The following is a 12,460-nucleotide window of genomic DNA, read 5'->3' as shown; positions in this document are numbered from 1 at the left end:
GTATGTAGTTGAATGTCGTCTCCCCTAGTCATTCACCCTCAGCAAAGAGGGTGAATTTCTCCACTAGATTAACGATGAGCACCTACATACGCACCATCACCTTCTTTTGATAACACCTTACCTTGGTCAAAAATGGTGGTACCACGCAGCACTGTTTTTACTACGCGACCAGTGATTTTTTTACCATCATAAGGAGACCATTTTGCTGAAGATTGAGTTTCTGCAGCATTGAAAAACCACTCTTCATTCGGATCGATAATGGCAAAGTCGGCATCCATACCCACAGCAATTTTGCCTTTACGGTGATCAAGCTTGAAGCGTTCAGCAGGGTTAGCGGCTAACAGTTGACCAAGTTTCACCAAGTCAATTCCGCGTTTCACTACACCTTCACTGAACATTAGAGGGAGAATAGATTCAACGCCAGGAGCACCAGACCCATTATCAAAAATCACCTCATTACTTTTACGTTCCAATGGCCATGGTGCGTGATCGGATGCCACCCAGTTAAGGCGTCCGTCAATCAAGGCTTGCCACATTCCTTCAACGGCTTGAGGGTCGCGCATTGGCGGGTTAATTTTGGCAAATGCTTTTTTCTCTGACATATCTTCATCAGAAATCAATAAGTAGTGCGGGCAAGTTTCAACGGATACATCCACACCTTGCTCTTTATACCAATCGATCATATCTAAACAGCGAGGGTGAGAATTATGGTAAACATGCAAAGAGAACTTAGTCCAATAAGCAAACTCAAGTAATTTACTCACGGCCAATGTTTCTGAAATCGGTGGACGCGTTTCACAGTGCGCTTTAGGGTAAGTTTTCCCCTCTTCTTTGTACTGAGCAATGAGAGCTTCAATGATGACATCGTTTTCACAGTGAAAACCCACAGGTAAACCTGTTTCAGCCAGTTTAGGTAAAATCGTCCACAGCACATCATCATCAATACGTGGGAAACGATATGGGTCGGTTTCAAATGCACTTAATTTAAAACCACAGGTACCTAATTCGACTAAGGCATCCACTTCACTGAGATCACCTTGTTTTTTGATAGTGGAAAGCAGTGCCACGTCCACTTTCGCCTTATCTGCAATCCACGTTTGCTTTTCTTTAAATTGAGCGACATCGAACACCGGGCCACAAGAGTCATAAGGCATTTCGATGATCGTCGTTACCCCACCGGCCGCGGCGGCAGCGGTTGAATGAGTAAACTGCTCATGCATATTACTGTACGAATGCACGTGCGCATCAACCATGCCTGGGAAAATAATTTTTCCTGACGCATCAATAAACTCTTTGTATTCAGGTGCATTACCATCTGCATAAATACCAACGATAAGCCCATCTTTTACGCCAACATAGGTATCTTTTGATACATGGTCTGATAAAACAACATCACCTTTGAGCAATAAATCAACAGTAGTTGAAGACATAACTAAACTCCTTTTCTCTTATTGTCTGTTATCCAAGTAATAAATTAGGTAGCCATAGTGATAGCTGAGGGAACATAACCAAGAGCACAAGAATCCCCAGTTCACACAAACAAAATGGCCATATTCCTTTAAAAATATCTTCCAACGAGATATTCATTTCTTTTGAAATCACCCCTTTCATGGCAAAGGCATTCAACCCCACAGGTGGCGTAATTGAACCGATTTCAGTCAGTTTGAGTGCTATAACACCGAACCAAATAGGGTCATAGCCCAACGAAGTTAAAAGAGGAAATACAATGGGAAGTAGCAAAGCATAGATACCAACTGGCACCATGATCATTCCGAGCAAGAACATGATCACCAAAATACCTATGAGTATGACAATCGGTGGCACATTCATATGCTGCAATGAATTGGTTAACTCAACAGGCAAGCGAGTGATGGCCAATGTGCGGCTATAAAACAATGCGCCAATGTTAACTAGGAACAACATCGCCGTCGTGTTCGCCGACTCTTTCATCGCTTGACTGACATCGCCTAGTTTATGGAAAGCACCCAGTGCAATGCCCAATACGAGAGTAATCAAAGCCCCCACAGCGGCTGCTTCAGTTGGGGTAAAATAACCACTGTAAATCCCGCCTAATACTGCAACAGCGATAATAGCAACAGGCCAAACTTTCCCAGCTTCTTTCATCCGCTCTTTTCTTGGTATCGTGATCTCATCAGGGCTAGGCGCCAGTTTGGGATTACGTTTCACCATATAACGGATGACTAAGATGTAACCAATCGCGGTCATTAAACCAGGTACAACCCCCGCCGCAAAAAGCTTACCCACCGATTGCTGGGTAAACAGTGCGTAGATGATCATCATGGTGCTTGGTGGAATCATTGAAGCAAACGTCCCAGCAGAAGCAATACAACCGGCTGAAAATGACTTATCGTAATTAAGACGATTCATTTCAGGCAGCGCCATCTTGCCAAAAATAGCGGTTGTCGCTAATGAAGAACCAGAAACTGCGCCAAATACCGCGCAACTAAAACATGTCGCAATTCCCAGAGAACCTTTAATGCCCATACTCATAGCATATACAGCCGAGTAGGCACGACGAGCTAATCCACTAGAAGCAGCAAATGCCCCCATCAAAATAAATAGGGGAATCGATGCCCAAGTCGGCGTTGCGATAGAAAAGTAAGTGGCCTGCCCCAGTAGGGATAAAGAACTATGCATTCCGAGCAAGAGAGCACTAACGACCACTCCGCTCAAAATAAACGAAAGACCAATTTGCAACCCTATTGCCATCAAAAAGAGCAATAGCCCGATACAGATGATGCCTGCAGTTAGAAAATCCATAATCAAATTCTTCCTTGAAAGAGAAGAACAGCAGAAAAGTGCCTCAAACCCACTGTTCTCTCTTGTTTAGCAGCTGATTAAGCGCTAACTTCAATGTATAAGTTCACCCGTTGCCGCCGTGGCCTGAAATGACCGAATCAACGTTTTCGCTGTTCGAGTAACCTTGAGTCATGCTTGCAACATGAACGCGGCTAAACCGACCAACATTAACGCTTTTACTGGCCAGATTTTAAACTGCATCACCCCCTCGACCGATTCGTTAGACATATACGAATCTAAGGAGTTTGAACTCACTGCATACAGTAGAAAACCTATCGTTACTACGGCTAAACTTTGCGCGATAACCTGAGTGAAAAGTCGACTGCGATACGGCAATTTATTCGTCACCAACTCTAAGCTCACGTGTTCTTCATACTCCTCACAACGAGCTAGCCCGAAATAAACCACAATAATCATGACAAATACCGAGAGATCAGAAAGCCCTTGTATGGCAATGCCCACAGTGCGAAAGAGAATATCGGCAATGAGCAACAACATAATTCCGACCATCAACCAACCAGATAGACCAGCGAGTGACTGACTGACGCTTGTGATAGAGTTTTTCATCACGCTATCCCTCTTTGGAATCTTCACGCTTCATCGCTTGCGCATAGATGTCTTTGACCTGCTTCATCACTTGTTCAGCATTCTTTAACCCAGCCTGCTGAGCTTCTTTCACCCATTGTTGTTGCAAGCCTTCCAGTTCATCAGAGTCTTCCCATTTGATGAGGTCATCGTCAGTCATAAAGGTGACTTTCACACCAGCTGCACGTTCATCTTTTACGATTTGTGTAAACGCATCATCGTAAACTTTGGCAAATTTCTTCTCAGCAATATCTGATGCATCCAAAATCTCTTGTTGCGTTTTTTTCGATAAGCGATTGAAGGTGTTTTCATTGATTAGATGTAAAAATGGAATGCCGTACCAGAGCGATTTTGAAACCAATACATTCGGCGCTGTTTCATCAAACTTCATAAGATGCGCACCATCATAGTTGGTATAACAGCCGTCAATCGCACCAGTTTGCAATGCCATGTAGGTATCACCCCATGGAATAGAAGTTGGCTGCGCACCTGCATTTTGTAGGAAACGTAGGCTCCATTTATCACCTGCGCGCCATTTTTGACCTTTGATATCAGCTAAGCTGTGCAACGGTTTTTTCCCAACAAAAGCACCGGGTAAGCCTGCTGTAAATAGTAAGGTTTTGACATGGGCTTTCTTTAGCTCAGCTTGGAAAGCCGGTACTTTTTTATATACCTCACGATAAAACCACAACATATCTGCGAATTTCTTTGGACCGCGAGGAAACAAACGGAAAATAGTATGAGCAGGTAATTGGCCTGGATAATGACCGGGATAAACAAATCCCATCTCAGTAATACCATCACCAATCCCTTTCAGGATTTCTTTAGACCCCAGTAATGAGCCGCCCCAAAACGTTTGGATATCGACATCATCGCCAGCCTTTTCTTTGATTGTTTTCAACCAAACTTTATCGACGAAGTCTGTTCTCATCCCATTCGTTGGATCATGATCTGAATATTTTAATGTGGTACTTGCTGCAGCCATCATTGGTGCAACCGCTAACGTAGAAGCGACCAAAACTGCTATTGCGGCGGGACGCCATTTTATTGCTCTCATTGTATGTTCCTCCTGAACGTTTAACTCTCAATCCTTATCAGCTTCCGAGGTGATAAAATCCGCTCACCTCAAAAAAAATGCAATAAAAAAAACATTTAATAAATATCTGCAATTTTTTTATCAATTATTCACACAGCTTGTCAAGGGGTTTAAATTAATTAAAATATTTACAATTAAAATCAATTACTTATTATCATCAACTTTAAAAAGGTTAAAATATAGGCTTGAATTATCGGACATTAATGGTTACAAAGTGAGGAGATAAAACGATGTGAATCTTTATAATTGTCGACAATTTTAATTAGATATAGAAAGGGTAGCGCTACGTGCCAAACCATGAAAACGAAAGTGATATTGGCGAATGGATCGCAAATAAAGTATCCAGAGGAGAATGGAACTTCGGCCACAGCGTTAACGAAAGAGAACTGACAGAAGCGTTTCAGCTTAGCAGGCACAAAGTAAGAGAGTCGCTAAATATACTTTGTATTGAAGGCATCTTAGAGAAAAAACCGAACAAAGGTTATTTCGTGGTCGAATATGACACTAGCGAAGCTCACGATGGCTATCGAGTGAGAGCCAATTTAGCTTACTTAGCGGGTCAACTTTTAGCAGAAAGAATTTCACTCGATGCTCTTCAAACCTTACGTCAGTTACACAGCCAGATGGTAAGCGCACTCGAACGGATGGAAATAGAGCAATATTTTGTGCTCAATAAGCAGCTCCATGATGTACTTTTTGAAGCAACAAAATGTGCGCCGTTAATACAGTTTAATAAGATATTGCAGAAAAAATTATCGCTTTTTCTGCACAAAGAGATGAATAATCCCATTGGGTTGAAGTTATCGAATCAAGAGCACTTAGCGTTAATTAATCATATTGCGGAAGGTAACGCCAAAGCCGCCGCGACGTGTTTCGAGCAGCACATACTTAAGGGAATAAAATCGTTATAACTCGCTATGTTTATCACGCCCAAATGACTGCCATATGCAACATTACAGCGACTTGGGCGTAACTAGTCTAACTTATTGATTCAAAGGATGATTAGTCATGAATATTGCAGATAGAATGAGTGACATCCCGTTTTCAGGGATCCGAAAAATACTCGAAAAAGTCAACCAAATGGAAAAGGATGGACGTGATGTGGTTCGACTGGAAATTGGTCGACCCGATTTCGATACTCCGCAACATATCAAAGATCATGCGATTGCCGCTCTAAATAGCGGGGAAGTTCATTACAGCTCTAACGCAGGTATCAATGCTCTAAAAGAGGCGATTGCAGAAAAACTAGAGCGCGACAATCAACTGCACTATTCTAGCAGTGATATTATTGTTACTGCGGGGGCAAATGAAGCGGTTTTTATCGCTATGATGGCGACACTCAACCCTGGCGATGAAGTGCTGATTCCCGATCCAAGCTGGGTGGCTTACTATCCTTGTGCCACAATGGCTGGTGCCAAACCAGTCCCCTACCCGACCACATTCAAAAATGGCTTTATTCCTCGTATCGAAGACATTGAAAAACGGGTAACCGACAAGACCAAAATGATCGTGATTAATAGCCCACATAACCCAACAGGTGTTGTCTACGATCGACAAATCCTTTCTGAGATAGCAGCCCTCGTTCGACGCCATGATCTGTTTGTACTGTCTGACGAAATTTACGAACGCATCATCTACGATCATTGTCATCACCTTAGCATCGCAACACTGTCAGACATGCATGAGCGCACTATCGTCGTCAATGGCATGTCAAAAATTTACTCTATGACCGGTTGGAGAATCGGTTATACCGCAGCGCCAAAATTAATGACCGACGCTATGTTGAAAGTTCACCAAAACACCATCGCTTGTGCAAACACATTTGCACAATTTGGAGCTGCTGCTGCGCTAACCAGTTCACAGGCTTGTGCCGATGAGATGGTGGCAGAGTTTAACGAACGTAGGGATTATTTGATTGAAGCGCTAGGCACTATTAAAGGGATTAACATTGTACGCCCACAGGGCGCCTTTTATCTCTTTGCCGATATTTCAAGTTTTGGTATGACATCAGAACAATTTGCGACCTATTTGCTTGAAGAAGCTGAAGTTGCCGTTGTTCCAGGATCTGCGTTTGGTCAATGTGGCGAAGGGTGCATCAGAATGTCTTACGCCAACTCACTGCACAACTTAAAACGCGCCGTATCGCGCATCGCTAAGGCATTGGAATCACTTTCTATCTCTGCATAGTTCAGAGATAACGATATCGTAAACAAGGGATTATTATGGATTTAGGATTAAAGGGGAAAGGCGTTATTGTTTTGGCTTCAAGCGCTGGATTAGGAAAAGGTATCGCGTGTGAATTTGCTCGTGAGAAAGCTCAAGTCATGTTATTTAGCTCTAATGAAGAAAAATTGATTGCTGCGCAACAAGAAATTGAAGCAGAAACGGGCAATCGACCTTCATACATTGTCGGCGATATGACTAAAGCGGAAGACATCAAGCGAGTCGTCACAGTGGCAGCAGAAAAGTTTGGCAACATCTACGCTTTAGTCAACAACAGCGGCGGTCCAAAAGCGGGCAACTTTGATGCGTTCGACGATGACATCTGGCAACAAGCCTACGACTTAACGTTACTATCATACATTCGTGCCGTTCGAGAAGTATTACCTTATATGCGTAAAGCTGGGGTTGGTCGTATTGTATGTTCAACGTCATCTTCGGTGAAAACCGCACTCGACAATCTGATTCTTTCCAATACGTTTCGTTGTGGCGTTGTTGGCCTAGCCAAAAGCCTTTCACAAGAACTAGGTAAGGACAACATATTGGTTAATGTGATTGGCCCAGGCCGAATTCGCACCGAACGCATTGATGTTTTGGATCAATTCCGTGCTGAGAAAACCGGGAAAACCATTGAAGAAATGCAAGCTGCTCATCTGAAAAATATTCCACTGGGACGTTATGGCGATCCTGCAGAATACGGCAAACTCGCCGCATTTTTGTGTTCAGAAGCCAATACTTACATCACCGGCCAAACCATGCTGGCTGATGGTGGCCAAGTCAAAGCGATCTAATATCGTAGAGCCAAGGCGGCATTAGGCCGCTTTGGTTATTTAATGCTTTTATACCCACCAACCCGCAGGTAAATGCTCCCATAACAGTTTACTGGTCATAAGCAGTGTGACACAGATAAACACCGGACGAATGAATCGGGGCCCATGATGAAGAACCAATTGACTGCCTAGCACCGAACCGACAACCTGCCCAATGCCCATCACCAATCCCAAGCGATAATCGACCTGCCCGATATAAACAAACAATCCTAAAGATACGACGTTCCCCATTAAGTTAAGAGGCTTAGTGACCATAGTGGCTTGCTTAATGGTATAACCTAAGAAAATGACCAACGATAACATCCACAACGATCCGGTACCCGGTCCAAAAAATCCGTTGTAGAACCCCAATATCAGTCCCGCGAAAACCATAAAGGACACGGTTGCTACTTTGGCGGCAGAGCTTGATGTCGCTTTAAGCTTACTGGATGTCATAGAATAAAGTGTTATCGCCACCATCAGTACCGGTAACAATATCTCTAAGGTATGCTTGTCGAGCATACTCACCATCATAGAACCGAACACACTACCTATTACTGTAAACAGCAACCCGAGTTTTAACTGTTGCCAAGTCAACTGCCCACTACGCAAATACATAAAAGACGTGGTTAACTCACCAATAACCGCTTGAAAACGGTTAGTACCTAACACTGTGACCGGAGGCAGCCCAGCTATCATCAAACTTGGAACCGTAATTAAACCGCCACCACCAGCAATGGCATCAACCACCGCGGCAACCACAGCGATAACGAACAATAACAGCATCTCATTCACGCCACTGACAAACCAATCGTGCATCATGATGTTTAAACCTCTCATCTTTCCATAAAGAGAGTTGTAACATTGCGCTGTATAAAGTTAAATTTACTAAAACTAACTTCAATATTAAGTTCAAACCTAATGATAAATTCACAAGATTTAGAGTTTTTTACGATTATCGCAGGTAGTCGCTCTCTGGCCGCTGCGGCGCGTAAACTGAATGTCACACCGCCTAGCGTGTCACAACGTTTACAAAATATTGAAGTCAAATTGGGCGTAAAGTTGGTTGAGCGAAATGCACGAACCACTTCCCTTACCGATGCAGGACAGCGCCTTGCCCTCCACGGACAACACCTCCTTCAAGAGTTGCAGCAACTTACAGAAGATATTTCCGACAGTAAATTGGCCATCTCTGGTCAGCTGAAACTGGTCTCATCCCTCGGTTTTGGCGAAAAGCATATAGGTCCTCTAGCAGCAGAATTTCAAAATTTGTATCCCAACGTCACCATTGAATTGAATCTGTCTGATATTCCTAAATGGTCGCTACATAATAGCCCTGACATCATGTTCTATATTGGCTACCTACCCGATTCGTCTCTGAAAAGAACGGTATTAGCGAAGAACCGGAGGATGCTATTAGCCTCGCCTGATTATCTTCGTTCTTGCGCAAAACTAGAACACCCGAATGATCTTCAGCACCATCGCTGTATTGCACTCCGGGAAAATGATGAAGACGCCACCATGTGGCGTTTTACTCATAAGGCGACTCAGGAAACCGCCACTGTACGTATCGACCCCGTATTAGCAAGCAATGTCAGTCGAATTACTAAAAACTGGTGCCTTGACGGGCAAGGCCTTATTCAGCGCTCATCATGGGATGTAAAGCAAGAACTCGCTAGTGGATCGCTCGTGCACGTTTTACCAGACTATGAACTAGAAGAAGCCGACATCGTCGCCCTGCTCTCTTCCGACTCTGTAAATAGATCCAAAAAAGTCACGCTATTTCTGGAATTTGTACAGCAAAGATTGCCCGAACGCCTCAACCAAAATTAAGAATAAAAAAAACCCAAATCGATTCACGATTTGGGTCTGAACAGTATAATCAAAATGCCCAGAAGAACGCCTCCCCGCGTGCAACTGGGTAAGTTGCTACTCATTTAACAGCTTACAAGTTCGTACACTAACGTTCTTTTCTTAAGGTTTGCTTAAGATTATTGGCGGCGTTTCTAGCGTTACCAGACATTCCTTTTCTGACTTTACAATACTCGTTCATATGTGCAATCCAAGTCATACCAAGCATTATGCCTATTGAACAGATAGTTGTACTTTCTTATCTGTCAGATAATTTTACACACTACAAAAATTGTAACTATTTGATTTTAAATAATTTAAATTAAATTTAGAGAAACTGGTTCCATATTAAATTTCCATATGTGTCAAAGATATTTACAAGTCTGTTCAAGAAAAAAATCTTATAAATTAAACAGATAAAAAACACCATATTAAACAATATGTTACGGAATGGATCGTTATATGCTTAATGTAGTATTGGAAGGAGTAAATAATAAACTATTGAGATAATTAATCATTACCTAGGGATTGACACAAATGAAAAGAAAACTTTATCAGTGCTGCTTAGTCACTTTTTTACTTTTACTTTCTCAGACTGCATCAGCAGCAACAATTAACCTTAGTAGTACTACCGAATTAGTTGTTAGCAAAGGCCTGGAGTGGTTAGATTGGGAAAGTATCATCGGTAAGAGTGTTGATGATACATTAACGCTAGTACAACAGAATGATTACAGTTACTTATTAACAGATACTAGTGATATATCAGAACTTATTAGCTCTGGAATATCATTGCTAGAATCTAGGTATACTTGGTCGGGTGGCAGTTACGATGTAGAGCAATTTAATTTGGTGAAAAGTGCAGTGACAGAGCTATTATCCATATTAGGTATTTCATACGATGATGGGCTCGATGATGTTATCAAAAATGAGATTACCTATGCCTCTATCTCGAGTAGTAGTTATTTGCAAGCCCTTGCACAATCATGGCTGACCGATGTTGTCGAAGAATATAATGAGACAAGCAGTTTACAAGAAACTGTCTCTTATGCGGTGGCAACCGCAAGTGACTATATCGCAAGTCAAACACCTGTTCCCGAACCATCAACACTGTTGATTTTCCTTGTAGCTGCACTACTTCTTGTCAGTAATAGACGCCGTATTCGCTCATCTTTCTCGATTAGATATGCAATGTAGTTTCTATACCCAAATGACCTCAAGATGCAGGATTCAGAGTTTCATCAACGAGCCTAGGTCAAGCTCAATCACGGCAGGAAGGGTTATTCCCTTTCAACGTGATTGAGCGCAGAAATAGGTTTGTTGATGAACTCCCAAAGGGCGAGTTGTATTCGCTCCTAGGCTGTGTTGCTGATTTTCTACGTAGAATGACTATGTCTTCAAATCAGTGCCTTGCCTAAGAGCGAATACATTCTCGCTGAAACAGCATCTTGAGGTTACTTGGGTATAACTATAAAGGCTCAAATTCGTTTGAGCCTTTATTGCATCAACTTGTTTGACCATGACTTCACAGCATTATCGATCATGTTAAACGCTAAACGAAAAGCAAGTTGCCCTTTGTTAAAGGGGTCGTCTATGTTCACACCACCATTCCATAAACCAAACAAATACACCTTATAGTTCGCGTAGGGAAACAATTCGCAAAACAACTCTTGTTGCTCTCTCTCCATCACCAAAATAACATCATAAGCATCAACTAACGCCTCATTAAGCTGCATAGCTTTGTGCTGAGAAAGATCGATCCCCATCTCTTTTGCAACCTGAATCGCAACTTTGTCTGCCTTTTTCCCTTCAAGATGATGCTCAGTGACTTGTAATCCAGCAGACGTAATTGCGAGGTCAGGACATAATTCTCTTAGCCGATATTCAGCGTAGGGTGATCGGCATAAATTCCCCGTACAAACCACTAGAACGCTTTTATTCATGGCCTTTTCTCATACAAGGGCTCACCTTACAATTCACGCTCTTTAATTAATTGCTGTAGCCAACGTTTTTCAACAAGGCGATTGCTTTCTGATGGTTCATTTCTATTTGATAACAACTTGCGTTTTTCACGAATCAAACGATCTAAGTGCTTAATAGTCAGTGTTTTTCTCGACACCACATCATCTAATATATGATTAACTTCTGCCAATATCTGACAAAGATTATCTAGCTCCACAGAATCAACTGATGCAGCGTGGTCATAATGCATGGAGGAAACCGTATTGGCATTTACGGGAGCGCGAGTATGACTCGTCGATTGTAAACCGCCAGATAATTCACCTCCCATTTCATCAATCACACTTCTTACCGCTTGCTCATCTATCGTCTGGATATTTTCCATAAAGGCATATAGGAACAAACGATCCATAAAAATATTAATTTTTCTCGCGACGCCACCCGTGTATTGGCTAATCAACGCAAAAATCTTGTCATCTAGACGAGGGTTATTATCCCAACCAACCACCTTTAGTCGATGCAAAATGTATTCGCGGGTCTGTTCAATGTTGAAGGTTTCTAAATGACAAGACGCGATAATTCTCTGCCTGAATTGTTCCATTTCAGGCAGTTCAATAATGGGCTTTAATTCTTCTTGGCCGAGCAAAAAACTTTGAATCAACGGTTTATCATTGACTTGAAAATTGGATAGCATTCGCAACTCTTCAATCGTCTCTGAAGGCAGGTTCTGAGCTTCATCAATAACCAAAAGTGCCCGCTTCCCCTGTCGGTTGAGGTTGTTTAAGAATCCTTCAAGACGTTTCAACGTTTCCGATTTACCTAACCCTTCAACCTGCAAGCCAAAATTAGAGGCAATCATATTAATTAATGCATCGGGAGTAAGATGAGTTGTAACGAGTTGAATGGCAGTTATCGATTCATCGAGTGAGCTAAGCAAACTACGCGCGATCGTTGTTTTCCCCGTACCAACAGGGCCAGTGATCACAATAAAACCTTCACCAGATTCCAACCCATACCTCAGATACGAAATAGCTTTACTATGATGAGGGCTTCCATAAAAAAAATGTGGATCGGGACTCAACTTAAAGGGCTTTCCTGACAAACCAAAGTGCGATTCATACAT

The 12,460-nt window shown here is 42.4% G+C and carries 12 protein-coding genes; 5 read left to right on the top strand and 7 right to left on the bottom strand.

The annotated features are described in order from the left end of the window. Window positions 1-68 precede the first annotated feature (68 nt). The 4 genes from I1A42_RS17040 to dctP all read right to left on the bottom strand — a co-directional run bounded on the left by I1A42_RS17040 (window position 69) and on the right by dctP (window position 4,462). On the bottom strand, window positions 69-1,430 hold the full coding sequence (locus I1A42_RS17040; RefSeq protein ID WP_196124160.1) for a dihydroorotase: 1,362 nt from the start codon (window positions 1,428-1,430) through the stop codon (window positions 69-71). 28 nt (window positions 1,431-1,458) lie between these two features. Next, a complete protein-coding gene (locus I1A42_RS17035; protein ID WP_161156165.1) occupies window positions 1,459-2,781 on the bottom strand; it encodes a TRAP transporter large permease in 1,323 nt (440 codons plus the stop codon). 168 nt (window positions 2,782-2,949) lie between these two features. Then, window positions 2,950-3,387, bottom strand: a complete 438-nt coding sequence (locus I1A42_RS17030) for a TRAP transporter small permease subunit (protein ID WP_196124159.1) — start codon at window positions 3,385-3,387, stop codon at window positions 2,950-2,952. A 4-nt stretch (window positions 3,388-3,391) separates the two neighbouring features. Then, window positions 3,392-4,462: a TRAP transporter substrate-binding protein DctP gene (gene dctP, locus I1A42_RS17025; RefSeq protein WP_196124158.1), complete on the bottom strand. Its 1,071-nt coding sequence runs from the start codon at window positions 4,460-4,462 to the stop codon at window positions 3,392-3,394. Between the two features lie 326 nt (window positions 4,463-4,788). Here dctP and I1A42_RS17020 point away from each other — a divergent pair, with 326 nt between their 5' ends. The 3 genes from I1A42_RS17020 to I1A42_RS17010 all read left to right on the top strand — a co-directional run bounded on the left by I1A42_RS17020 (window position 4,789) and on the right by I1A42_RS17010 (window position 7,512). Then, on the top strand, window positions 4,789-5,412 hold the full coding sequence (locus tag I1A42_RS17020; protein ID WP_196124157.1) for a GntR family transcriptional regulator: 624 nt from the start codon (window positions 4,789-4,791) through the stop codon (window positions 5,410-5,412). A gap of 97 nt (window positions 5,413-5,509) precedes the next feature. After that, entirely contained in the window at window positions 5,510-6,688 is a 1,179-nt protein-coding gene (locus I1A42_RS17015; protein ID WP_196124156.1) for a pyridoxal phosphate-dependent aminotransferase, read from the top strand. 35 nt (window positions 6,689-6,723) lie between these two features. Next, window positions 6,724-7,512 carry an SDR family oxidoreductase gene (locus I1A42_RS17010; RefSeq protein WP_196124155.1) on the top strand — a complete coding sequence of 263 codons (789 nt, stop codon included), beginning with the start codon at window positions 6,724-6,726 and terminating at the stop codon, window positions 7,510-7,512. Between the two features lie 48 nt (window positions 7,513-7,560). Here the strand turns inward: I1A42_RS17010 and I1A42_RS17005 are convergent, their stop codons facing one another. Then, window positions 7,561-8,352: a TSUP family transporter gene (locus tag I1A42_RS17005; RefSeq protein ID WP_196124154.1), complete on the bottom strand. Its 792-nt coding sequence runs from the start codon at window positions 8,350-8,352 to the stop codon at window positions 7,561-7,563. Window positions 8,353-8,394: 42 nt separating this feature from the next. Between I1A42_RS17005 and I1A42_RS17000 the strand changes: the two genes are divergently transcribed. Next, a complete protein-coding gene (locus I1A42_RS17000; protein WP_230389605.1) occupies window positions 8,395-9,363 on the top strand; it encodes a LysR family transcriptional regulator in 969 nt (322 codons plus the stop codon). A 555-nt stretch (window positions 9,364-9,918) separates the two neighbouring features. Then, the gene (locus tag I1A42_RS16995) at window positions 9,919-10,575 is read left to right on the top strand and encodes a PEP-CTERM sorting domain-containing protein (protein WP_161158498.1); all 657 of its coding nucleotides are present in this window, start codon (window positions 9,919-9,921) and stop codon (window positions 10,573-10,575) included. A 299-nt stretch (window positions 10,576-10,874) separates the two neighbouring features. On the opposite strand, the gene I1A42_RS16990 is transcribed toward I1A42_RS16995, so the two are convergent. Further along, window positions 10,875-11,321 (bottom strand): low molecular weight protein-tyrosine-phosphatase, encoded by a 447-nt coding sequence (locus tag I1A42_RS16990; RefSeq protein WP_161158497.1) that lies wholly within the window; start codon window positions 11,319-11,321, stop codon window positions 10,875-10,877. 26 nt (window positions 11,322-11,347) lie between these two features. Continuing rightward, window positions 11,348-12,460 carry an XrtA/PEP-CTERM system-associated ATPase gene (locus I1A42_RS16985; RefSeq protein WP_161158496.1) on the bottom strand — a complete coding sequence of 371 codons (1,113 nt, stop codon included), beginning with the start codon at window positions 12,458-12,460 and terminating at the stop codon, window positions 11,348-11,350.

The sequence above is a fragment of the Vibrio nitrifigilis genome, assembly GCF_015686695.1.
GTDB classification, from domain to species: domain Bacteria; phylum Pseudomonadota; class Gammaproteobacteria; order Enterobacterales; family Vibrionaceae; genus Vibrio; species Vibrio nitrifigilis.
This window is presented reverse-complemented; position numbering and strand designations above follow the sequence as displayed.